Genomic DNA, 25080 nt, shown 5'->3' on the forward strand with positions numbered 1-25080 from the left:
CTGACAAACAAATTAGATATGAAAAAAATGAAAACACATACTTATAAAGCCCTGGTAAAACATGCATTTGTTTTGGCAACGGTCGCATTTTTCCTGACGACGATTTTTTCTTGTAATAAAGACTTCCCAAATAAATTAAAAGAGTCGTCCGTAAATGATACGGTTGGAATCAAAGCAAAAACACGAAAAGTGTTATATATCATAGTAGATGGAGTTAGAGGAAGAGCATTGAGGTCACTTAATGCTCCTAATATTTCCAAAATGGTTAAAAATTCCATTTATGCCTATGATGGATTAAGTACAGATGGAAATTATATCCTGACTAATGCCGGAGCCTGGGCAAATATGATGACCGGAGTTAAACCTGATAAGCATTTGGTGACAACTGAAGACTTTATAGGTAATAAACTGGCCAGTTATCCATCGCTCATTACTCATTTAAAGCAAGTGAAACCTAATTTTAGAACCACTTCAATTGCAGCCTCTAAATCTTTTAATACCAATCTCGCATCAGATGCGACAGCAAGTCAAACCTTTGAAGGCAGTGATTTAGCCGTGAAAAATGCGGTAAAAGAGGAGTTAAAAAGGGATGATGCAGCTTTAGTAGTGGCTCAATTTCATAGTGCTGAGTTGGCTGGAAAGAATGGTGACTATTTAGAAACATCTCCAACCTATGCAAATGCAATACTTCAACTTGATAATTATGTAGGAGAGATCATGACCTCTTTAACTAACAGAAAGAATTTTTCCAATGAAAACTGGTTGGTAGTTGTGACTTCCAATAAAGGAGGGTTGATTCCTGCAGATCCAAATGCTTCGGATTTCACCGCTTATGCTGATGCTTCAAGGAATAATTTCGTCCTATTTTATAATCCTCGATTCAGTACTCTTTTTGTTCCAAAGCCCGATTCTGAACATATCCCTTATTCGGGTAACAGCATCCGGTTTGACTATACAACAGCTACCAGACCGGTAGCTGCGATTTCAAATACGGCTCTTTACAATTTCGGATCCAAAGGGAATTTTACCATTCAGTTTTTGATTAAAAGTAAAGAAGGTAGTTTTATTTACCCGACAGTTTTATCAAAAAGGGCTGAAGGATTTACCGGAGCCGGCTGGAATCTATTTTTGGAAGGGTTCAACTGGACTTTTAATTCTAATATAGGAGGCCAGGTTAAAGGAGGTAAAATTAATGATGGGAATTGGCATAAGGTAACTGTAGTCATTGATGGGGTAAATTCAAAAATCAGGGGCTATACTGATGGAGTCCTGGATGCACAGGTGGATATGGATGCCAATAATGTGAATAATACCTCTCCTTTGAGAATAGGATATATTCCAGGAAGTGAGAACACCGAAGCCAGCGTATTGATGAATAATCTGCAAATTTATAACGTAGCGTTAACTGCGCAGCAAATTAAGGATTATGCATGTAAAACAATAGTAACAGCATCAAATCCAAGTTATAGTAAGTTGATCGGTTATTGGCCTTTAAATGATGGCTCGGGTAAATCATTGAAAGAGGTTAGTGGTAAAGGAATTAATTTTACCGTAAACAAGAATCCTTCCTGGGAAGCTTTTAATGATATTGCGCCTACACTATGTCCTGAGATCAGCGATTCATTTTATAGAATGGTTCCGAACAACATAGATATCCCTTTTGAAATTTATCAATGGCTTGGCGTTTCGGTGCCAGCTTCATGGAGTCTCGATGGTAAAACATGGAGTCCAATTTATTTAGATATTAAGCCTTAAAACCTATAGAAATGAAGAATATATATTTTAATATGCTCTGTGGCGTTTTGCTTTTGAGCATGGTTTCCTGCAAAAAATATGGTTATCACTTTGAGGATGGTTATAATAAACCAGGTTCAGCAGAAGGTAATGAAGTCCCATTAGATACGGCCATGTCCAGGGTGGACAGGTCTCTGTATTCCCGAGCCCGCATATTTCCAGGGATGGTGGATGCAAATGAACCCAGGGTAAAGGATACTAAATTTACCCTTGATCTGAATTTTTCCGCTTCTAATAAATTTCTATTGCGTATTTCGGTGGCACCAGAGCCGCAGTTTAGTACGGGATTTTATGCCCCAGCTGGTGAATTGATTAAAATCATGGTTCCTGCAGGAGTCAATGGATTGAGTGTTCAGGTTGGCGGCCATACCGATAATTTGACCGGTCAGGCGAATCTAAAAAGAGATCCTTTAATATTTAGTGTGCAGCAGCTTTATCCGGGAGCAAATTATGTCCGTAATGGATATGGGGGAACGATCTATATCCGCGCTGCTTTTGCAATTCAACAACCTGTAGAGTTTACCATTACTGGTGCGGTAAAATCACCTGATTTTGTACTGGGGAAGAGCAATGACGCGGCATGGATTGCGGAAGTTAAAGCTTCAACAGTGCCCTGGTTAGAATTACGTAGTAACAGAGTTATTTTTCTGATTCCCAGAGATTTTCTGATTAGAAATTTCAATTCTGCAAAACCATTAACTCAGCCGACGGCTTTAATGACGGCATGGAATAATGTTTTTGAATTGGATTTTAACGGCTGGATGGGCCTTTCCGATAATGCCAGCGACATCAGGGACCAAAGTCCACAAGGTGCATGGCGTGAAGTCCTGGATATTCAACCATCGGTAGGTTATGGACACAATGGTTTTCCAACCGTAGCGACGATGGATAACGAATGGTTCAATAGCGTGGTCAGCCTTGATCAATTGTTACACGGGGCGAATTGGGGAACTTACCATGAATTTGGTCACAATTGCCAGCAAGGTAGCATCTGGAGCTGGTCTACCTTAGGGGAAACAACAAATAATCTTTTCAATTATAAAGTAGCCCATAGAAATGGGGCTGATTTTGCTATTCAACATGGTAGTGACTGGGTGCAACCAGCATTAAACTTTGCGAGTACAGAAATCGGAATTGGGGTTAAAAAGGATTTTGATGGCCCAGGAATCGATGATCCTTTTAAGAGAATGGTACCATTTCTTCAAATATTTGAACAATATGGTTATGACGCGATGCCTTATTTATATACTGCGGCAAGACATGCAGCTCGCTATTCAAATACCGATCAGGATAAACATGACTTTGTCTATGAACGGTTTTCTGAATATGCTAAAGTAGATTTAAGGCCGTTTTTTGAATACTGGGGAATCAGTGTCAGCTCGCAGTCTTACTTGAGTATTGGCGCAAAATATCCATTGTTGAAGACACGGAAGTGGACTTATAATCCTATGACTAAGACTGGTGGGAAAGAAATTTTCAACCCGGTAAAAATCATATCCAGTTCTCAAGAGCTTGTAGGAGAGGGATCCGTTAATGGACGCGTTTCTACCTTATTGGATGGTAATCCAGCAACATTCTGGCACTCTCAATGGCAAGGCACTCCTTTAGGAACAATGCCGTATACCATTATCTGGGATCAGGGACTAAATAAATTTGAACTACCACTGGCGAAAGGACTTTCTTTGACTGCAAGGGCCAGCGCGAGGCAGATTCCGAAAGATATTGAGATCTATAGCAGTGATACAAACGAAGCTTCAGATTGGGAGAAGTTAGGGAACTTTCAACTTGCTAATACAGCAGGGAAAAAGAACGATTTTATTTTCGACACCCCATTAAAGGCAAGGTTCTATAAAGTAATTATTAAGAATAACTGGGTAGGTAATGCGGATGCGGCACTTGCAGAGCTTAGTGTCATTAAATAATAAGTAAATATAAATCATTGAAAATCATGATGAACTATAAAAGTAAAAATCGGGCCTTAATAATGAGTATGGTGCTGGTATTAATGAGTGTAGTATTTAATGCTTGTAGGAAATATGAAAATCCTCCTCAGGTATTTGAAGAGTACGGTGATAACATGCAGGGGAAATCAGAAAGAAAGGTGCTAATTATCAATATTGATGGTGCCGTTGGCTCCGAGGTAATGAAGGTTAATCCAACTAATATCGCAGCATTGATCAAAAACGGAAAATTCAGTTTCAGTGCGCTTACTGATGCGGTTTCCTCTGATGCGGGCTCTTTAGCGAGTATGTTAACAGGGGTAGCTTCCGCAAAGCATGCCATTATAGACGATAACTATACAGCAGTAAAGAATCCAGATAATACAGATGAAGAACACGGGGCAATTACGAATTACCCTACTTTCTTTTCACGTTTGTTGGATGTAAGACCAGACTTCAAGGCAGTGACCATAACTACAGATGCTGCTCTGAATAAATATTTGATTCATGCAGATCACCGTATTTTAGCAGCAGACGATGCTATGGTTAAGGATTCTGCAGTTAATATTCTGCAGGCTAATAATGCTAAAATTGTGTTTGCTGATTTTAGAGATGTGAAAGTTGTAGGGAATTCGGTAGGTTTTTCGGCTGATGTGCCGGCTTATAAAGCTGTAATTGAAAAGGTAGATGGCTATATTGGAGAACTTACCGCTGCACTGAAGAAGCGTAAAAACTATGCTGCTGAAGATTGGTTGATCCTGGTGACGACTAACCGTGGAGGTAATGAAATCAGCCCAAAACAAGGTTTTATCGTATGCTCAAATCCTAATCTTAAACAGGAAGAGGTGAAAAAAATAGGTTTTAATACCATGCGTTTTAATGCACCGACAACAACGGCTGTGATCAGAAATGATAAAGGCCTATACGATCCGGGAACTAGCAAGGATTTTACTGTGCAATTGCAGGCTAAATTTAATAACAATGCTTATTGGCCTGGTTTCTTCTCAAAAAGTACAGATGTTCATGCGCATGCAAACACCGGGTGGACGATGATTTTCAACGGTGGAAACTGGGAGGTTGTTTTGGGTGGTAAAGATAATGGAGGTAGTTCAGTGAGTTTGGGAGGCCCTCAGGTTGCAGGAGGGAAATGGCATACGCTAACTTTAACCGTAAAAACTGTTGGGGCTACCAGAACGGCAACTATGTATACAGATGGGGTAAAGAATGTAAGTAAAGATATTACAGGTACGAAGAATTTGTCGACCACCGAACCATTTAAACTAGGCTATAGAAATCAGGATAATGGCGGTACACAGCTGGATTTTAATGCGGGTGATGTTTCGTATTTTAATGTTGCACTGGACGACGCCACGGTAATGGCAAATATCAATTTGAAGGACATCACCAAGCATCCCAAATATGCTAATTTAATTGGCTTCTGGCCATTTGATGATGGGGCTGGCGCAGTAGTTTCAAATATAGCACCAGTTGGATTAAACTTTTTAATGACTGGATCAGGTAAGTGGGAGAGTTTAGGGAATGATATTCCGGTGAGCAGAACACCAATGATGATCCCTGATGGTGCCACTTCTGTCGTTTCTATAGGTCCAGATATTGCTGCCCTTACTTTTTATTGGTTGAAAGTTCCGATTAAATCGGACTGGAGCCTTGACGGATCACCATGGATCTCAAATTTTGAATTGGAATTTATCAAGTAATCAGCTTAAGATGTTTAAAAAAATGAAGATAATGAACAGAAAAGGTTTCTATTTATTGATGTTATTTGCAGCTACAACGGTCTCTTCATGTAAGAAGGATAAGGTTATAAAAGAAATAGAACCGGTAATCGCTCCAGTGGTGGTAGTTGAAGATCAGAATTACCTCAACGTATCTAATACGGTCGAAATTTCTCCAGTACTTAATGGTGCTAAATTTGATTGGCAAAATGATGCTAAGAAATCTGTAGATTTAAAATTCAAGTATGTGGAGGATGGGCTGAATAAAGAAGTCATATTGAAAAATAATAAGGATGCAGTTGGGACATTTACAGTTCCCATTTCTGGCCTGACTAATTTTTCGATATTGGTTTCCAACACTGATGGAAAAGCTGTGGCTACCCGCTCAATGGGTGTCTTGCCTATTTTAAAACCGGAAGTTAAATTGACGAAGACCGGATGGACTGCAACAGCTTCCAGTGAAATTAATGACGTTGATGATGAGCGCAATGGTGCTGAAAATATTGTTGATGACATTAAAGTAATCAGTTTAACCAGCCCAGGTACGCCATCTTTTTGGCAGTCGGACTATAATCTTGACCCTATCTTCCCTTACCCACATTGGTTAATGGTGGATATCAAGGAAGCTACAAAGCTTACAAAAATTGGTTTGAATGCACATACCGATCCAAATCAAGGCTTTACAAGTTTTAAGATTGAAGGAAGTGTAAATGGGATCGATTTTACAGATATTGGAGGAGGACAGTTGACTTTTAACCCGGCAACTACAAAAGAGCAAATGTTTCCAGTGAGCTCATCGCTAGCTATCAGATATGTAAAAGTGACTTTATTAATTGGATCTCCATATCCTTGTCTGGCTAATTTTGAAGCCTACTCAAGAAAATAATTTTATTAATCCTATTATTGTAGGGGCCTTGGCTTAGTCCAGGGCCCCATTTTTTTAATAGATGCCCTTTAATAAAGAAAGAAACGAATGAATATGATGCTAAACTTTAAAAGACGACTGATCCCCATTATTTTATGTGTACTCACTAAATCTGCTATCGCTCAGGACCTGCCAGTTGTGATTTATCCCCAGCCTCATCAAGTGCTGATGGAAAGCGGTTCGATTCCTTTGAATCAGGCTTTTTATGTAAAACCAGGAGCTGTTAAGGCCGAATTACAAAGCCTTCTTGGTACAGTGATAAAATTGGATGGTGGAAAGAAAGAATTGCCTCTAAAGGTTCAAATACAAAAATCTGCCGGTCAGCGTTCAGGAGCTTATGAACTAACCATTAATAAATCAGGGATTCAGATCGCCGCTGCGGATGATAGAGCCGCTTTTTATGCAGCGCAGACTTTAATTCAATTGGCTAAGGGGAAAGCTAATCTTCCTTTTATAAAGGTAACTGATTATCCGGATGTGCTCTTTAGAGGTACTGTAGAGGGTTTTTATGGTGATCCATGGACGCAGGATGATCGGATTGCGCAACTGCGTTTTTATGGTCAGCTGAAATTGAATACCTATATATATGGTCCAAAAGACGACCCTTACCATTCTTCTCCTAACTGGAGGTTACATTATCCGGAAAAAGAGGAGGCAGATATCAAACAACTGGTACAGGAAGCAAAAAAGAATTATGTAGATTTTGTCTGGGCGATCCATCCTGGGAAAGACATCAAATGGAATCTGGGAGATAGTACAGCAGTACTTAAAAAATTTGAAATGATGTATGCCCTTGGCGTACGTTCTTTTGCTGTATTTTTTGATGATATTTCTGGTGTAGGAACAGACGCCAATAAGCAAGCCGGTCTGTTGAATTACCTTCAATATCAGTTTGTAAATAAGAAAAAAGATGTAACTCCTTTGGTCATGTGTCCCACAGAATACAATAAAGGATGGTCTGATCCGAAACCGGGTACTTACCTGGATATATTGGGCGAAAAGTTAGATCCTGCCATTCAGATCATGTGGACCGGGAATACAGTGGTTGCTGATATCACAAAAGAAGGTTTGGAATGGGTGAATAAGCGCATCCGAAGACCTGCATTTGTATGGTGGAATTTCCCGGTAAGCGATTATGTACGTGACCACTTATTAATGGGACCATCCTATGGAATCGATACTGAGGCCCAAAATCAGATGTCTGGCTTTGTGTCTAATCCGATGGATAAGGCAGAACCATCCAAAACAGCAATTTTTGGAGTGGCATTGTACACCTGGAACATGAAAAGTTATCAGCCCGAACAGGCCTGGCTGGCTTCGCATCGTTATATCATGCCAGAAGCGTCAGAAGCATTTCAGTTGTTTAATTCGCATAATAGTGATCCGGGACCCAATGGCCACAGATACAGAAGATCGGAATCAGTGGTGATACAACCTTACACTGTAGCTTTCCTGAAATCTTTAAATGAAGGAGGTTATTCCACTGAGGATGCGAAGCGTCTTAAAGCGGAATTTGAAGGAATGATTGCTGCTTCGAAGGATATTTCTACGAAAGCAGAGAATAAAAGGCTGGTAGCACAGATTCATCCATGGTTAGTACAGTTTGATTTATTGGGAAGAGCTGGTGTTGCGGTAATGGAATTGGCGGAGAACTGGAACAAAAAATCATATGATTCGGCATGGGAAAAATATCTGGCCACAGAAAGATACCTTGAACAGATGGTAGAATTTGATCAGAAATCGAACCTGAATCCTTATCAGCCAGGTGTTAAAACCGGTTCACTGGTCATGACACCTTTTGTAAAAGAAGTATTATTAAAGATTGGTCAGCAGATGACGGCTGGAAATGGTGTACTTGCTCACACAGGGCTGTTGGTTAAGGATCAGACCATCTTGTATACCAATAATGCTAAGCTGAAAAGTCAGCCATTGCAAATTGGCAATCAGCTGGTAGCCATTTCACCTGCATTGGAGACCATTAAGATGAATCCTGGAGATTATTTTGGTTTACATCTGCATCCAAACTTACAGGCGACTTCACTGGCGTTTAATCTGGAGTCTTCAACACTAGGGAATTGGGGAGTTTTCGAAACTTCCAATGATGCGCAGACCTGGAAAGCCCTTTCTGTAGAAGAGAAAAAAGGGAAAGGTCTGATCAGCAAATTTGACCGTCCGGAAGATCAGTACATTAGGTTTAGGAATAAGTCTGATCAGGCCCAGACGTTCTACCTTAAGCTGTTTAAAATGGAAGTGAATACCAGGAATAAGGCAGATAATGGGGTTTACGTGCTAGACGGTAATCTGGAAACCTATAGTACTTTCTCAAATAATGAACCGGGGATGCTGCATTTGCCTAAGGACTTTCAGATCACAGATTTAAAGTTTTTACTTAGATTAAATGGGGAAACCATTACTGTGTTTTCGAAGGATAAGAAAGGTAGGGAAAATATTTTATATACAGGAAGTGATGACTATATTAAAATTGAAAAGTCGGCGTTGAAGAAAATAGATACCCTGTATTTTAGAACAAATGCTACTGAACCACTACGTATTTATGAAATAGCTAAAAATTAGCCTGCAAGTTATAATTAGCGTGTAAATCATTTTATTACTTATTAAAACAATATATATATGCAACTCTACGAATGGGCAATATTAGTTTTAGCGATTATTGATGGGATAATCGTGTTATGGATAAGTGTAATGGATAAAAAAGTATAAATAAATAAGGCCCGTCGCTATTGCGATGGGCCTTTATCACAAATTGTATAGTGTTAATTAAAAAGTTCCTGTAGATCACGGTCTGCAGTAGGGATCTTTTTCAGGAAGTCATCAAATCCAGCTCCTTCCTGAGAGCTGTACATGCCATAGGCATCCAGGATATATCCAATTTGACCGTCCTTATCTTCCAGAATATAAAGGACAGCATTATCTCCGGGGTCAGAATCACCTTCAAATCGATAGGTTTTAATAATGCTTAAATCTTCCGGGTTGTATATTTTATTAAGGCCAACACCTTGCATTTTACCATGATCTGTCATCTTTATTTCATTGTCCAGTCCTTTAAGTCTCAACTTTTCAAGGATCTGGCTAAGGGTATTCATTTCTATTGGCTGTTCCATAATGATTGCTGATTGTTTGTATAAACTAACATTTATGACGGGAAATGGTTTTTTCTTTATGTATTCCGGGAGATTTGTTTCAACAAAAAAGGCGCTACTCCGATAGGAATAGCGCCTTTTTAAGGTATAATGTTTTCGTACTACAATGAGAAAGCAGCTTTCACCTGATCTACGAAATCTAGTTTCTCCCATGTAAACAATTCTACGGTTACTGTTTTTTCCTCTCCGTATGGGGTTCTGAAAGTTTTAGTAACGGTTTCATTTTTACGGCCCATATGACCATAAGCAGCAGTTTCGCTATAAATAGGATTTCTTAGTTTCAAACGTTGTTCAATGAAATAAGGACGCATGTCGAATAGGCCTTCTACAATCGCAGCAATCTCACCGTCTGTTTTATTTACTTTACCTGTTCCATAAGTATTGATATAGATACCCATTGGTTTTGCAACACCAATAGCATAACTTACCTGAACCAGAATTTCCTCTGCAACACCTGCAGCTACCAGGTTTTTAGCGATATGACGGGTTGCATAAGCTGCACTTCTATCTACTTTACTTGGATCTTTTCCAGAGAAAGCACCACCACCATGTGCACCTTTACCACCATAAGTATCTACGATGATTTTACGGCCAGTTAAACCGGTATCACCATGTGGACCACCTATTACAAATTTACCGGTAGGGTTAATGTGGTATTCAATAGCATCATTAAATAAATGTGCGTATTGTGGGTATTTTGCAATGATTCTTGGAATTAAGATCGATACCAGGTCAGATTTGATTTTTGCCAGCATGGCTGCTTCTTCGTCGAAGTCGTCATGTTGAGTCGAAATTACGATGGCATCAATACGAACTGGTTTATTGTTGTCATTATATTCAAGAGTTACCTGAGATTTAGCATCCGGGCGTAAATAGGTAATTTCCTTATTTTCGCGTCTTAGCTCAGCAAGTTCCTGTAATAGTTTATGAGAAAGATCGAGTGCCAATGGCATGTAATCTTCCGTTTCGTTAGTAGCATAACCGAACATCATGCCTTGATCACCGGCGCCTTGTTCTTCTTTGCTGCTTCTATCTACACCCTGATTGATGTCTTGTGATTGTTCATGAATAGCGGAAAGGATTCCACAAGAGTTGGCCTCGAACATGTACTCACTTTTGGTATAACCAATTTTTTTGATGACGTCACGTGCAATCTGCTGAACATCAAGATAAGTTTTTGATTTAACCTCACCAGCGAGTATTACCTGACCGGTTGTAACAAGAGTTTCACATGCAACCTTTGAATCTGCGTCAAAAGCCAGGAAATTATCAATTAGTGCGTCGGAGATTTGATCTGCGATTTTATCAGGATGACCTTCGGAAACAGATTCTGATGTAAATAAATATGACATCTTAAATAATTAATTTTATAATAAACAATTATATAAAATGGCCTCTGATTCTGCAATGCAGGCAGTAAATTGAAGTGTATGATAGGTTAGCACTTTTTTTTACGTGGTTGCAATCCCGCTATTTTTGATGATAGCATCGCAAATCAGTCCACTTTAATGATGCAAAATTACTATATATATTCAAATAGTCAAAAAATATCAATTATTTTGTAGTGTATTTAAACCAGTGTTTTGTCAAAATCGAATATATTATTTATTATCAACCCTATTTCAGGAGGGAAGGACAAGTTGAAAATTCCAGCATTGATAGATGCACATTTGGACAGGTCCAAATTTAATGCGAATTACAGCTTTACGGAATATGTTGGCCATGCCTCAGAAATAGCTGAAGAGGCTGCCAGTAAGAACTTTGACGTCATTGTAGCAGTGGGTGGCGATGGAACGATCAATGAGATAGGGACCAAGGTTATGCAGCAAAATAAGGTCCTGGGAATTCTTCCTTTTGGATCTGGAAATGGATTGTCGAGGTTTTTGAAAATTCCAATGAAGACGATACAGGCAATAAAAGTGATCAATGATTTCAAGGTGCGGGTGATAGATACCGGGAAGTTTAATGATAAATGTTTTTTTAACATGGCAGGCATGGGCTTTGATGCACATATCAGTTCTGTTTTTGCTGGAAATAAATCGAGGGGCTTATCTGGATACCTTAAGTTAGGGCTTAAGGAAATGTTGAATTATAAACCCCAAAGCTACCATATATATATAGATGGTAAAGAATATATCCGTACCGCCTTTGTGGTGAGTGTGGCAAATTCCTCGCAATATGGAAATAATGCGCACATCTCACCGAATGCTTCTATTACTGACGGATTACTGGATGTTTGCATTATTAAAAAATTTCCATTGATCAAGATTCCAATATTAGCCTATCACATGTTGAATCGTTCCGCAAATCGGACTTCGATGATTGAGATCATTCAGGGAAGAGAAATCCGGATTGTCCGGGCGGGAAATGATGCCATTCATATTGATGGCGAACCTTTTTTTATGGGTAAGGAACTGAACATCTCTATGGTTCCTTTATCTTTAAATATCATTACACCAGATTATGAGGCGGGAGCGCTTTCTAATTCATAAATTACCTAGACATGAAAGCTAAAAAGAAAATATTGAATGATTTTGGGGGGATTATGTTTTCTACAGACCCTTCTTTTGTATATGAGCAGGACCTTCAAGAGGAAGAGGCCCCATTAGCGGCCAATCAGCAGGATCTTCGTGTGCAATTGGATCGTAAAAATCGTGCTGGGAAGGGGGTAACGCTGGTGACTGGATTTATTGGAACTACAGAAGCGCTGGAAACACTGGCTAAAATGCTGAAGTCCAAATGTGGTGTTGGTGGTGCTGCAAAAGATGGTGAGATCCTGATTCAGGGCGATTTCAGGGATAAGGTGATGTTGCTATTGCAAAAAGAAGGATATAAAGTTAAAAAATCCGGAGGCTAACAAAAGCCCTTGTTAATTTGTAATTCGCTGATTTTTAGTTGATTTATTGTTAGTGTAACAAGGACAATAAGTAAATTTTTTCCTGTAAAAGCGCTGATAATACCTTTTTATCTGTATAACTTTGTCTCACTAACTTATTTATTTATGAGCAAAGCACTTACGCTTAAGCCGGATTTAGGGTATTTGAATTTAAATTCAGATCATGCCCTCTATCAGCTTAATGTATCACAATTGGTTGAAGAGGCCTTAAAAAATGGAGAAGGAACTCTTGCCGATACCGGAGCATTAGCTATTGACACCGGGAAATTTACAGGACGTTCTCCAAAAGACAGATTTATTGTTAGCGATGGCTTGACGGAAGACACCGTATGGTGGGGAGATATTAACATTAAATTTAGCCCTGATCACTTCGATTCGCTACTAAAAAAGGTTACTGACTACCTGAATCAGCAGAAATTCTACGTGAGGGATACTTATGCCTGCGCTGACGAGAGTTATAAAACGACGATCAGAGTGGTGACTGAAAGTGCCTATCAGAATTTGTTCGCCCATAATATGTTCCTAAGATTTGCGGAAGAGGAATTGCCTGAAAGCCCGGAATGGACGATCATTGCAGCACCAGGCTTTTTAGCGGATCCAGCTATAGACGGTACGCGTCAGGGGAATTTCTCTATATTGAACTTCAGTAAAAAAATGATCCTTATAGGTGGTTCAGGTTATACCGGAGAGATCAAAAAAGGGATTTTTTCTGTATTAAACTTCATTTTACCTCAACAAAGAAACACGCTTTCCATGCATTGTTCTGCGAATGTGGGTAAGGATGGCGATACCGCAATTTTCTTTGGTTTATCAGGTACTGGTAAAACGACACTTTCCGCAGATCCGGAAAGAGGTTTGATAGGCGATGATGAGCATGGATGGGGCAGTGATACGATCTTTAACTTTGAAGGGGGCTGTTATGCAAAATGTGTAGACCTGACAGAAGAAAAGGAACCACAGATTTTTAAAGCCATTAAATTTGGCTCTCTTTTAGAGAATATAAACTATTTCCCTGGCAGCCGTGAAGTGGATTTCAGCAATATCGAGAAAACAGAAAATACCAGAGTTGCTTATCCTATTCATTATATTGATAATGCCATTTTGCCTTCTATTGCAGGGGTGCCTAAAAATATCTTTTTCTTAACGGCAGATGCTTTTGGGGTTTTGCCTCCAATTTCAAAATTAACTCCAGGTCAGGCGATGTTCCATTTTATTTCCGGATATACAGCAAAAGTGGCAGGAACTGAAGCGGGTGTTACAGAACCTCAGGTTACTTTTTCGGCTTGTTTTGGAAAGGCTTTCCTGCCTTTGCACCCGACAAAATACGCAGAATTGCTTGGTGAGAAGATGCGCAAGCATAATGTAAATGTCTGGTTAGTGAATACCGGATGGAGTGGGGGAGCATATGGTGTCGGTAAACGAATGAAATTATCGTATACAAGAGCAATGATTTCTGCGGCATTGAAAGGCGAACTTGAAAAAGAGCGTTTCAATGCAGATCCTGTATTTGGATTGCAGATACCAGTGTCTTGTCCTGGCGTTCCATCAGAAATATTACAACCGAAAAATACCTGGGAAGACCAGAAAAAATATGACCAAAAAGCAAATGAACTCTCACAGGAGTTTATTACAAACTTTAAGCAATTTGAAGCATATGCGAGTGCTGAAATCCTCGCATCCTTCCCTAAAGTTGTGGAAAACGCCTCATAAAGCTTTTTTTTTGCTCAAAAATTTGCATATCAATTTTTTTTTAGTTTTAATTGTGAAAGATTGTCTCCGCTAGGGGACAATCTTTTTTTAATATACGCCGATGCGGACAGGGGGGAGACTTAGTTCAAGGGAAGAAACTAACGATTATTTAATTTGGAATTAAAATCAAAGTTATAAATTTGTTCTTGCAACAATTGTTTGTAATGATCGTTGTGTGTATTACAGAATAATAATCTAAATTTAAAAAAAACACGAGTACTAAAAACTAAAAAACTAAAAAACAATGGCAAACGCACCAAAACCAACATCAGTTAAAAAAGAAAGCTCTTCATCTGCTTCAAATTTATTTGCAACATTAGTAATTCCTATTTGTATCATTATCGGTATTTGTATTTTCAAGTTTGTCTTGGGTAGTAGAGATAACTTTATTGACGGAGCAGATCCAGATTTGCATGAGACTATGCCAAAAGTAGGTAACTACATGGGTATGGCTTATAAAGGTGGTTTCATCGTACCAGTATTAATGGGTATGTTCTTAATGGTTATCGTTTTCTCAATTGAGCGTATGATCGTAATCGGTAAAGCAACTGGTAAAGGTAGCTTAGATGCTTTTGTTAAAAAAGTACAATCACTTTTAAACTCAAACAACATCGAAGGTGCTATGGCTGAGTGTGATAGACAACAAGGTTCTGTTGCGAACGTAATCAAATCTGGTTTGAAAAAATACAGAGAAATGGAAGTTGAGCCAAACATGGATACAGATCAAAAATGTTTAGCTATCCAAAAAGATATCGAGGAAGCAACTACATTAGAAATGCCAATGTTAGAGCAAAACTTAACTGTAATTGCAACATTAGTATCAGTAGGTACATTAACAGGTCTATTAGGAACTGTAACAGGTATGATCAAGGCCTTCGGTGGTTTAGCTAACTCTGGTGCTCCGGATCAAGCTGCATTAGCAACTGGTATTTCTGAGGCTTTGATTAACACAGCTACAGGTATTGGTACTTCTACTTTCGCGATTATCATGTACAACATCTTAACTTCGAAAATTGATAAATTGACTTACGCTATTGATGAAGCAGGTTTCAGCATCATCCAAACTTACGCTTCTACGCATAAATAAAAAATAATGTATTTTTTTTTACCGGCTTTATGGAAAACCGGAAGAATAAACATCATTAGTTAAATACATAAGTAATTTTTAAAATTATGCCAAGAGCAAAGGTTCAAAGAAAGAGTACTTCGATCGATATGACCGCCATGTGCGACGTATCTTTCCTATTGCTTACTTTCTTTATTTTAACAGCAACAGCACGTCAACCTGATCCTTTGGATGTTACTATCCCTTCATCGACATATAAACTTAAAGTTCCAGATTTGGACATGGGTATATTGTCGATTGGAAAAGGCAAAGTGTTCTATGAAATCGTAGGGAACGACATTAAAATGGCGACCCTTGATAAAATGGGAGAGAAGTACGGAATTAAATTCACTCCAGAAGAAAGAAAGCGTTTTGGTGTGGTAGGTGCTTTCGGTGTACCAATTCAGAGCTTAAAGCAGTTCATTAATATGAATGGCGATGAGCGTACCAAATCGGGCATTGACACAGGTATTCCAACGGATTCTACAAATAATCAATTGGCGGAATGGGTGATGCAATCACGTCAGGCTGTAGCTGAATTACACGCTGCGCCAATGCGTATCAGTATCAAAGGTGACGCTAAGGAAGAATATCCTGCGGTGAAGAAAGTGATCGATATTCTGCAGAAGCAAAAAATCAACAAGTTTAGTTTAATCACATCTGCCGAAGGCGATGCTCAATAGATAAATATTATGGCTGAATTAGATACCTCCGGTGGGGGGAAAAAAGGCAAAAAAGTAAGGAGTAAGAAAGCGAACACCAAAGTCGATTTAACGGCGATGGTAGATTTAGCCTTCTTGCTAATCACCTTCTTTATGTTGACCACTTCCCTGTCGAAACCAATTGCAATGGATATTGCAAAGCCTGATAAAGAAGACAAATCGGTAGAAAGGAATGAACTACGTGCTTCTGAAACCATGACTATTTTATTGGGTAAAGACAATAAAGTTGCCTGGTACATGGGAGAAGCTGGTAAATCAAAACCTAATGTTGAAAGTTTTGCTGACATCAGAAAATCAATATTAGATAATAAAAAGAAAGTAGCTGAAACTACTGGTGGCAGACAGATCATCATGGTGATCAAGCCTACATCAGGGGCGAATTACAAGAACTTTGTTGATATCATGGATGAGTTGTCGATCACTAAGATCAAGACTGCTCCTGCGATCGATGATGAGAACATTACTGATGCTGAAAAAGATTTCATGAAAAGTGCTGGAATTTTATAATAAAAGAATTAATAATATTAAATAGTAAGCTATGTTAGGTTCTAAAATAGATTTATTGAAACGGGAATGGCTTGATGTCGTCTTCGCGGGTAAAAACAAGAACTATGGTGCATACCAGCTTCGTAGTACGAGTGCCGCAAATACCACAAAAGCTTTGCTGATTGCTTCTACTCTTTTCGTAGTAGCATTCGCGGCCCCAAAAGTAATAAACATGATCAAAGGTAGTCTTCCTGAAGACGAGATCGTGAAACAAGTAGAGGTTACAGTTGTGCCACCTCCACCGGTGAATCCGGATACCCCTCCACCTCCACCGGTAGAGCCTCCGCCACCGAAACAGGATCAGATTAAATTCCCTCCTCCGATTGTAAAACCGGATAATGAGGTAATTGACAAAGAGCCTGTTCAAATTGAAGATTTGAAAAAGGCAGACCCAGGTCAGAAAACCATTGAAGGTGACCCTACTGCTGATATTGTAATTGCCGGTCCTGTTGGAGATGGCCCTAAACAAGCAGCTGTTGTAGAAGATACTAAGGTTTATGACTTTGTGAGTATTGAAACTCAACCAAGTTTTCCTGGAGGTATGGATAAATTCTATGCTTATTTGAAAAAAGCAGTGAGATATCCACCAATGGCTCAAGAGAATAACATTCAAGGTAAAGTGTTCTTATCTTTCGTAGTAGAGAAAAATGGAGACTTAACTGACATCAAAGTGGAAAGAAAACTTGGTGGTGGTACTGATGAAGAAGCAATCAGAGTATTGAAAGCTAGTCCACGTTGGACTCCGGGTATTCAGAACGGAAAACCGGTTCGTGTGAAGTTCAATATTCCAATCAGCTTTACCTTATCTCAATAGTATTAAAAGAATGTTTAATTTAAGAACATTTAAACAGAAATCGCCTCAACAGCGATTTCTGTTCATTTTAGGCCTGGTGATGTTTACGTTTTATTTCGTATTGGGTCTATTGTTGATCTTCTGGGCAGATATTCCCTTTGAAATCCAAAAAACTTATCGCATCTTGTTTGGGGTATTACTAATCGTTTATGCAGCCATTAGATTTGCCCGCTTAATCAATCCAAAAGACGACTAGATTTTGATCATTCTAAGCTAAAAAGTTGAAAATAGCTTAGAATACTCGCATCTAATCCTAATTATTGTTCAAATGAAACACTTAAGTCTGATATTGTTGCTGTTTGTATTTGTGGCGTGTAAGCGTAAGCCTAAGCCTGAAGAGGCAGTAGAACAAAGTCGTACAACAGGAACTGTGAAAATTCTGGTAGATGCATCTTTTGCCAGAGTATTGGCAGATCAGATTGAGGTTTTCAAAACGGATTATCCAAAGGCAGAATTTACGGTGATTGAAGGTAATGAGAATAAAATTCTCCCGACCTTTTTAAATGACAGTATAAGGGTAATGATTTCATCCAGGATGCTGAGCCCTGAAGAGGATAAAATGTATAGAAATAGAAGTATTGTTCCTAAAACATCCAGATTTGCTATTGACGGGATCGCTTTGATTACCAATGCCGCGAACGTGGATAGTACAATTACCGTGCAGGAAGTGATTGATATTTTGCAAGGAAAATCAACTACAGGAAAGCAGCTTGTATTTGACAATGCCTATTCCAGTACTTTACGTTACTTTAAAGAACTGGCTGGAATTAAAGAATTGCCAAAAAAGGGGATTTATACTTTAGAGGACAATAATGACGTTATAAAATACGTTGCGGATAATAAGGGTTTTATTGGCGTTGTAGGCGTAAACTGGTTAATCGCCAACCAATCAGCTATGGCTGGGCCAATATCGAAGGTGAAGATGCTGGGAGTTAAGAATTTACCAGGAAAAAAAGGGGATGATGCGTATTATACGCCTATTCAACAGAATTTAATTAATGGGATATATCCTTTTCTAAGAAATATCTACATCATTAATGCGGAAGGCCGTGAAGGTTTAGGCACAGGTTTTGCAAACTGGTTAGTGAGCCCGCGTGGACAATTGATCGTACTTAAATCGGGATTAGGACCGCATAAAATGATGCCAAGAGAATTTAATTTAAAGAATACAAACTAAATTTTATATTTGAACTATGAAGTTCGTTAAGAAGCTTCATTACAATTAAAACCATAGTGAACCATGAAAATGACAAAGAAAGCAATAACCTTAAGTTTAGGTTTAGTAGTGATGGGTTCTGCCTCTTTTGCTCAAAGCTTAAATGATGCAAAGAAGGCTATAGATGCCGAACAGTACCAGAAAGCGACAACCATGCTGAAAGCATTGGTAAAATCACAAGCGAATAAAGGAGAGAATTACTTCAATTTAGGTGATGTTTATCTTAGAATGGATTACATCGATTCAGCTAGAGCAACTTTTGGCCAGGGTGTAACCGCAGATCCTAAAAATCCTTTAAACTATATTGGTTTAGGTGAAGCAGATTTATTTGAGAAAAATCCAACTTCAGCAAAAACAAATTTTGATAAAGCTGTAGAGGTATCATCTAAAAAAGATTATATCCCCCAGTTATACATTGGTAAAGCTTATATCGCTGCAGATAACAAAGACTTTACTGCTGCATTGCCATTCTTGCAAAAAGCAGATGAGTTAGATGCAAATGATAAAGATGCAGAGATTTTTTTAGCATTAGGTGATTACTATGCTGCACAGAAAAAGAACTCTGAAGCCTTGCAAAACTATATGAGAGCATTGAACATCAATGCTAATCTGTTAAGGGCGACGACTCAAATTGGTAGAATGTACACTGAATCAAGAGCATTTCCAGAGGCAGAGGACCGTTTAAAAGAAGCTATTGCTGCTGATCCAAACTATGGTCCGGCTTATAGAGAACTTGCAGAATTATATATGCAATGGGCAAATCAGGTAGCTGCTGAACAAGCTGCTAAATCTGCTTTGGCATTGACTAACTATAAAAAGTATCTTGATTTAACGGATAATTCTTACGAATCTAAGTTGCGTTATGCGCAGTTCTTGTTCTATGCAAAGGATTACCAGGCATTAGAGCAGGTAACTTCAGACTTGGCTACAATGAGCCCTAACAATGAGAAAGCGCTTGTGGTATCAAGATTACGTGGTTATTCTGCATATGAGAACAAGAACTACCCTAAGAGTTTAGAATACATGAATGATTTCTTTGCCAAAGTAAAAGATACTTCACGCATCATTGCTGACGATTACCTTTACCTTGGTAGAGCTCAAATGCAAAATGGAAATGACAGCTTAGCTTTAGTAAATGTTGTAAAAGCTGTAGAGAAGGATTCAACAAAAGCAGATGCATTAGAAGAAATTGCATTGGCCCTTTTCAAAGGTAAAAAGTATGATAAAGCAGGTGATGTTTATGCAATTGCGATTAAATTAAATCCTAATGGTCCAAATAGCCTTACTAATAACTATTATTTAGGAACAGCGAAATATTATGATTACGCTTTCAAAGATAGAGATGGTAAACACCCGGATAGAAAGATTTTAACGGATGCAGATGCTGCTTTTGAGAATATTATTAAGGCAAAAAATGATTTTGTTTTAGCATATGCTTTCAGAGCTCGTATTGCTAAGTATCTAGATGATGCAAATAATCCAAAATGGTTAGCCGTTCCATTCTATGAGCAATTGATCCAATTGGTAACAGTAACTAAGCCTGAATTGGCTACAGCTCAACCAAAGGAATTAGTAGAAGCCTATGTTTATGTAGGTTCTTATTATGCGCAAACGGATAAAGAAAAAGCTAAAGATTACTTGAATAAAGCTTTAGCAATTGATCCATCAAATTCAGGAGCTCAGGAGCGTTTGAAGCAATTAACTGCTCCAGCTGCTAAGACTCCGGTAAAGAAAAAGTAATAATTTCCAATAAAAGAAAAAGGCAGGGTTGTTATCCTGCCTTTTTCTTTTAATTTTGTCCCAAATTTAATACCATGGAAACTCAAAGTGTACCCGTAGATTTTTTACCTATAGTATTTCAAATCATTGTTGCTTTAGGATTTGTTGTTGTGACTTTGATTGCCACACACTTTTTAGGCCCTAAAAGAAAGACAGCTGATAAACTAGAGACTTTTGAAGCAGGTGTGAAGGTGGTGGGTAATGCACGTCAGCCTTTCTCTATTAAGTATTTTCTTGTGGCCATTCTGTTTGTATTGTTCGATATTGAGGTGATATTTATGTACCCATGGGCAGTAAATTTCAGAGAACTTGGAATGGCTGGTATGGTTGAAATGTTTGTCTTTATGGGGACTTTATTATTAGGTTTTATTTACATTTTGAAAAAGAAAGCTTTAGACTGGAATTAACCTATTTAGATTGTTTCTAAATGATCAAGGTTTAGGTCAATTCCTTTCAAAATATTGTAAATTTGTGGTTCATTCTTTGTAGGAATGAACCTTTTTTCGTTTTGTATCATGAGTAACATCAATATAGTAGACGCGCCTCCAGGCATAGAAGGATCTGGTTTTTTTGCCACCTCTTTAGATAAAGTAATTGGTTTGGCACGCTCCCATTCATTATGGCCCCTTCCATTCGCCACTTCTTGTTGCGGTATAGAATTTATGGCTACAATGGGTTCTCATTATGACTTTGGTCGTTTCGGATCTGAACGCTTAAGTTTTTCTCCTCGTCAGGCAGATTTATTAATGGTGATGGGTACCATCGCTAAAAAAATGAGCCCTGTGTTAAAACAAGTATATTTACAGATGGCTGAACCTCGTTGGGTGATTGCTGTAGGTGCATGTGCTTCCAGTGGCGGTATCTTTGATACATATTCAGTACTTCAGGGGATCGATGAGATCATTCCTGTTGACGTGTATGTGCCTGGTTGCCCTCCAAGACCAGAGGCAATCTTAGATGGCTTTGGGAAGATTCAGGAGTTAGTTAAAAACGAATCCTTAAGAAGAAGAGATTCAGATCAATACAAAGAAATGTTGGCTTCATACGGAATTTTATAATGGCAGAGGTGACAAACAATGAAATCTTAGACGCACTAAATGTAAAATTTGGTACTAAAATTACAGGTGTAAATGAACCTTATGGTTTGCTTACTTTCGAAACCACAAAAGATGTCATCATCGATGTGTTGAGGTTCTTAAAAGAAAGCGACACTAACTTTAACTTCCTTACTGATATAACAGCAGTTCATTATCCTGAAAAAAAACATGGTATTGCAGTGGTTTACCACTTGCATAGTATGGTAAAGAAAATAAGGGTAAGGGTGAAGGTCTTTATTGATGAACATCATCCTACTATTCCTACCGCTACCGTTCTTTGGAATGCAGCGAACTGGATGGAAAGAGAAACTTATGACTTCTTCGGTGTAAAATTTGAAGGTCATCCGGATCTAAGAAGAATATTGAACATGGACGACTTAGGTGTTCATCCTATGTTGAAACAATATCCTTTGGAGGATCCAAACAGAGTAGATAAAAAAGACGAATACTTTGGTAGATAAGAACATGAATCACAATCAACCGGTATATACAGATAATGATCCTCAGAATGAGTTAGTAACCCTGAATTTAGGGCCTACTCACCCTGCAACACACGGTGTTTTTCAAAATGTTATTCAATTAGACGGAGAGCGTATTGTAAGTGGTGTTTCTACCATTGGCTATATTCACCGTGCTTTTGAGAAAATTGCAGAACACCGCCCCTTCTATCAGATCACACCGCTGACAGATAGATTGAACTACTGTTCATCCCCAATCAATAACATGGGTTGGCACATGACAGTAGAGAAATTGCTGAACATCCAAATGCCTAAAAGGGTAGATTACCTAAGGGTAATCGTAATGGAGTTGTCCAGGATCGCCGATCACATCATTTGTAACACCATTATTGCTCAGGATACTGGTGCAACCACTACTTTCCTTTACCTGTTCCAGTTTAGAGAGCACATCTATGAAATCTTCGAGGAGATTTGTGGTGCACGTTTAACGACTAACATTGGTAGAATCGGTGGTTTTGAAAGAGATTTCAACGAAATTGCTTTTGCAAAAATCAATAAATTCTTAAAAACATTCCCGGCAGCCTTAAAAGAATTTGAAAGCTTGTTAGACCGTAACAGGATCTTTATTGATCGTACTTCTGGTGTCGCTGCAGTTACTGCAGAAATGGCGCTGGATTATGGTTGGACTGGTCCATTATTGCGTTCTGCCGGAGTAGATTATGATGTTCGTGTAAGCGAGCCTTATTCTTCTTACGAAGATTTCGATTTTCAGGTTCCTGTTGGTACCAGTGGTGATATTTATGATCGTTACCTGGTGCGTAATGCAGAAATGTGGGAAAGTGTTAGCATTATTGAGCAAGCTTTGGAGAAACTGAAGCACGAACCTGCTGGGATTTTTCATGCAGAGGTTCCTGAATTCTATTTGCCAGCTAAAGAAGAAGTTTACAACAATATGGAAGCCTTAATCTATCACTTCAAAATTGTGATGGGAGAGATTGATGCACCAAAAGCAGAGGTTTACCATGCAGTAGAAGGTGGTAACGGAGAATTGGGTTTCTATTTGATCAACGATGGTGGTAGAACACCTTACCGTTTGCACTTTAGAAGACCAAGCTTTATAAATTATCAAATGTTTGCGCCCATGAGTGTTGGTATGCTGTTGTCAGATGCCATCATTAACATGAGTAGTATGAATATTATTGCAGGAGAATTAGATGCTTAAAGTAGAAGAAACACAACCTGTACAGTTCTCCTCGGCTTTAGTTGAAAAGTTTGAAGAGATTGTTAAACGGTATCCGGAAGGAAAGCAAAAATCCGCTTTATTGCCAATTTTGCATGAAGTACAAGCCGAATTGGGCTGGTTAAGTCCAAATGCTATGGATCAAGTTGCGGAATATCTGCGCATTGAACCAATTGAAGTATATGAAGTAGCTTCGTTCTACAGTATGTATTTCTTAAAGCCACAAGGAAAATATGTTCTGGAAGTGTGCAGAACTGGGCCTTGCTGTCTGGTTGGTGCAGAGAAACTGATGAACCATATTGAGAAAAGCCTTGGCGTTAAGGAAAATGAGGTGACTCCTGACGGCTTATTTAGCTGGAGAGGTGTAGAGTGTCTAGCTGCTTGCGGTTATGGCCCGGTGTTACAAATCGGTCCTGAATACACTTTCTATGAAAACCTTGACGAAAAAAAGGTAGATGATTTGATACAAGACTTACGCAAGAAATAATGGGTCGTAAACTATTATTAGAACATATAAATGTACCTGGCATTCATACATTGGATGTCTATCGCCAAAAAGGTGGGTACCGCTCTGTGGAAAAGGCACTGAAAACTTTGACTCCTGATGAAGTAGTAGAAGAGGTAAAGAAGTCCGGATTACGTGGTCGTGGTGGTGCAGGATTTCCTACGGGAATGAAATGGAGTTTTTTAGCTAAACCTGAAGGAGTAGCGCGTTATCTGGTATGTAATGCCGATGAATCGGAGCCTGGGACGTTTAAAGATCGTTATTTAATGACTCATATTCCTCACGCATTAATTGAAGGTATGATTGTATCCAGCTTTGCCTTGGGTGCAAAAACTTCTTTTATCTATGTGCGTGGTGAGATGATGCCTCAAATCCGTATTCTGGAAAAAGCGATTGCTGAAGCAAAAAATGCCGGATTTCTAGGTAAAAATATTTTAGGGTCAGGTTATGATCTGGAATTGTATGTTCAACCAGGTGGGGGTGCCTATATCTGCGGTGAAGAAACTGCATTATTGGAATCACTGGAAGGAAAACGTGGCAATCCGAGAATCAAACCACCATTTCCTGCAATTGCAGGCTTGTATGGCTGTCCTACTGTTGTCAACAATGTGGAATCTATAGCAGCTGTGGTACCAATCATTAATGATGGCGGCGATGAGTATGCAAAAATCGGTATTGGACGTAGTACAGGAACAAAACTTATTTCTGCTTCAGGAAACCTGGTTAGACCAGGTGTTTATGAGATTGAATTGGGTTTACCTGTTGAAGAATTTATCTATTCCGATGAATGGTGCGGTGGTATTGCTAATGGAAAAAGATTAAAGGCAACTGTTGCTGGTGGGTCCTCTGTTCCAGTACTTCCTGCTAATCTTTCCTTAAAACTTGCTAACGGGGAACCTCGTTTAATGAGTTATGAATCTTTATCTGAAGGTGGCTTTGCAACTGGTACAATGATGGGTTCTGGTGGTTTTATCGCTTTTGATGAAGACCAATGTATGGTTAGAAACACCTGGAATTTCTCCCGTTTTTATCACCATGAAAGTTGTGGACAATGTTCACCTTGCCGTGAGGGTACTGGATGGATGGAAAAAGTGCTTCACCGCATTGAGTATGGCCATGGTAAAATGAGCGATATTGATTTGTTGGTTGATGTTTCTAAGAAAATTGAAGGAAATACCATTTGTCCACTAGGTGACGCTGCAGCATGGCCGGTAGCAAGTGCCATCAGACATTTCAGAGATGAATTCGAATGGCATGTGAAAAATCCTCAGTTATCCCTGGATACAAATTACGGATTGGCAAATTATGCCGAGCCAATAGCTAAAGCAGTTAGTACAGAAAATTAACAATCAAACCGA

General features: G+C 38.9%; 23 protein-coding genes. 21 read left to right on the forward strand and 2 right to left on the reverse strand.

Annotation, left to right across the window (positions count from 1 at the left end; translation table 11 throughout):
- Positions 1-18: 18 nt before the first annotated feature.
- The 5 genes from R2Q94_RS01730 (at position 19) to R2Q94_RS01750 (ending at position 8969) form a co-directional block, all read left to right on the forward strand.
- The gene (locus R2Q94_RS01730) at positions 19-1755 is read left to right on the forward strand and encodes a LamG-like jellyroll fold domain-containing protein (RefSeq protein WP_316819702.1); all 1737 of its coding nucleotides are present in this window, start codon (positions 19-21) and stop codon (positions 1753-1755) included.
- Positions 1756-1766: 11 nt separating this feature from the next.
- Positions 1767-3716 carry a M60 family metallopeptidase gene (locus tag R2Q94_RS01735; RefSeq protein WP_316819703.1) on the forward strand — a complete coding sequence of 650 codons (1950 nt, stop codon included), beginning with the start codon at positions 1767-1769 and terminating at the stop codon, positions 3714-3716.
- 26 nt (positions 3717-3742) lie between these two features.
- On the forward strand, positions 3743-5452 hold the full coding sequence (locus R2Q94_RS01740; RefSeq protein WP_316819704.1) for a LamG-like jellyroll fold domain-containing protein: 1710 nt from the start codon (positions 3743-3745) through the stop codon (positions 5450-5452).
- A 31-nt stretch (positions 5453-5483) separates the two neighbouring features.
- Positions 5484-6356: a discoidin domain-containing protein gene (locus R2Q94_RS01745; RefSeq protein ID WP_316819705.1), complete on the forward strand. Its 873-nt coding sequence runs from the start codon at positions 5484-5486 to the stop codon at positions 6354-6356.
- Between the two features lie 87 nt (positions 6357-6443).
- Positions 6444-8969 carry a beta-N-acetylglucosaminidase domain-containing protein gene (locus R2Q94_RS01750; protein WP_316819706.1) on the forward strand — a complete coding sequence of 842 codons (2526 nt, stop codon included), beginning with the start codon at positions 6444-6446 and terminating at the stop codon, positions 8967-8969.
- Positions 8970-9169: 200 nt separating this feature from the next.
- On the opposite strand, the gene R2Q94_RS01755 is transcribed toward R2Q94_RS01750, so the two are convergent.
- Together R2Q94_RS01755 and metK are read right to left on the reverse strand one after the other, a co-directional pair.
- Positions 9170-9517: a hypothetical protein gene (locus R2Q94_RS01755; protein ID WP_316819707.1), complete on the reverse strand. Its 348-nt coding sequence runs from the start codon at positions 9515-9517 to the stop codon at positions 9170-9172.
- 140 nt (positions 9518-9657) lie between these two features.
- Positions 9658-10908, reverse strand: coding sequence for a methionine adenosyltransferase (metK, locus tag R2Q94_RS01760; RefSeq protein WP_316819708.1), 1251 nt, complete (start codon positions 10906-10908; stop codon positions 9658-9660).
- A 231-nt stretch (positions 10909-11139) separates the two neighbouring features.
- On the opposite strand from metK, the gene R2Q94_RS01765 reads away from it, so the two are divergent.
- From R2Q94_RS01765 to nuoF, 16 genes are all read left to right on the forward strand, one after another.
- On the forward strand, positions 11140-12048 hold the full coding sequence (locus R2Q94_RS01765) for a diacylglycerol kinase family lipid kinase (RefSeq protein ID WP_316819709.1): 909 nt from the start codon (positions 11140-11142) through the stop codon (positions 12046-12048).
- An 11-nt stretch (positions 12049-12059) separates the two neighbouring features.
- Positions 12060-12413, forward strand: a complete 354-nt coding sequence (locus R2Q94_RS01770; RefSeq protein ID WP_316819710.1) for a translation initiation factor — start codon at positions 12060-12062, stop codon at positions 12411-12413.
- A gap of 144 nt (positions 12414-12557) precedes the next feature.
- Positions 12558-14162 (forward strand): phosphoenolpyruvate carboxykinase (ATP), encoded by a 1605-nt coding sequence (pckA, locus tag R2Q94_RS01775; RefSeq protein ID WP_316819711.1) that lies wholly within the window; start codon positions 12558-12560, stop codon positions 14160-14162.
- 283 nt (positions 14163-14445) lie between these two features.
- Entirely contained in the window at positions 14446-15288 is an 843-nt protein-coding gene (locus R2Q94_RS01780) for a MotA/TolQ/ExbB proton channel family protein (RefSeq protein WP_316819712.1), read from the forward strand.
- An 86-nt stretch (positions 15289-15374) separates the two neighbouring features.
- Positions 15375-15989, forward strand: a complete 615-nt coding sequence (locus R2Q94_RS01785; protein ID WP_316819713.1) for a biopolymer transporter ExbD — start codon at positions 15375-15377, stop codon at positions 15987-15989.
- A gap of 9 nt (positions 15990-15998) precedes the next feature.
- Complete coding sequence (locus R2Q94_RS01790; protein ID WP_316819714.1) at positions 15999-16535, forward strand: biopolymer transporter ExbD; 537 nt, start codon at positions 15999-16001, stop codon at positions 16533-16535.
- Between the two features lie 31 nt (positions 16536-16566).
- Positions 16567-17388 carry a TonB family protein gene (locus R2Q94_RS01795; protein WP_316819715.1) on the forward strand — a complete coding sequence of 274 codons (822 nt, stop codon included), beginning with the start codon at positions 16567-16569 and terminating at the stop codon, positions 17386-17388.
- A 10-nt stretch (positions 17389-17398) separates the two neighbouring features.
- Positions 17399-17623, forward strand: a complete 225-nt coding sequence (locus R2Q94_RS01800; protein WP_316819716.1) for a hypothetical protein — start codon at positions 17399-17401, stop codon at positions 17621-17623.
- A gap of 72 nt (positions 17624-17695) precedes the next feature.
- A complete protein-coding gene (locus R2Q94_RS01805) occupies positions 17696-18604 on the forward strand; it encodes a substrate-binding domain-containing protein (protein WP_316819717.1) in 909 nt (302 codons plus the stop codon).
- Between the two features lie 63 nt (positions 18605-18667).
- Complete coding sequence (locus tag R2Q94_RS01810) at positions 18668-20383, forward strand: tetratricopeptide repeat protein (RefSeq protein WP_316819718.1); 1716 nt, start codon at positions 18668-18670, stop codon at positions 20381-20383.
- A 74-nt stretch (positions 20384-20457) separates the two neighbouring features.
- Entirely contained in the window at positions 20458-20829 is a 372-nt protein-coding gene (locus R2Q94_RS01815; RefSeq protein ID WP_316819719.1) for an NADH-quinone oxidoreductase subunit A, read from the forward strand.
- Positions 20830-20937: 108 nt separating this feature from the next.
- Positions 20938-21480 carry an NADH-quinone oxidoreductase subunit B gene (locus tag R2Q94_RS01820; RefSeq protein WP_062546543.1) on the forward strand — a complete coding sequence of 181 codons (543 nt, stop codon included), beginning with the start codon at positions 20938-20940 and terminating at the stop codon, positions 21478-21480.
- On the forward strand, positions 21480-21980 hold the full coding sequence (locus tag R2Q94_RS01825) for an NADH-quinone oxidoreductase subunit C (protein WP_316819720.1): 501 nt from the start codon (positions 21480-21482) through the stop codon (positions 21978-21980). Before R2Q94_RS01820 ends, R2Q94_RS01825 begins: the two co-directional genes overlap by 1 nt.
- A gap of 4 nt (positions 21981-21984) precedes the next feature.
- On the forward strand, positions 21985-23199 hold the full coding sequence (locus R2Q94_RS01830; RefSeq protein WP_316819721.1) for an NADH-quinone oxidoreductase subunit D: 1215 nt from the start codon (positions 21985-21987) through the stop codon (positions 23197-23199).
- The gene (locus R2Q94_RS01835; protein ID WP_316819722.1) at positions 23192-23704 is read left to right on the forward strand and encodes an NAD(P)H-dependent oxidoreductase subunit E; all 513 of its coding nucleotides are present in this window, start codon (positions 23192-23194) and stop codon (positions 23702-23704) included. Before R2Q94_RS01830 ends, R2Q94_RS01835 begins: the two co-directional genes overlap by 8 nt.
- Positions 23704-25068: an NADH-quinone oxidoreductase subunit NuoF gene (gene nuoF, locus R2Q94_RS01840; RefSeq protein ID WP_316819723.1), complete on the forward strand. Its 1365-nt coding sequence runs from the start codon at positions 23704-23706 to the stop codon at positions 25066-25068. The genes R2Q94_RS01835 and nuoF overlap by 1 nt, the downstream gene beginning before the upstream one ends.
- The last annotated feature ends 12 nt before the right edge of the window (positions 25069-25080 follow it).

Origin of the sequence: Pedobacter gandavensis (assembly GCF_032678465.1) — a bacterium.
GTDB lineage: Bacteria > Bacteroidota > Bacteroidia > Sphingobacteriales > Sphingobacteriaceae > Pedobacter > Pedobacter gandavensis_B.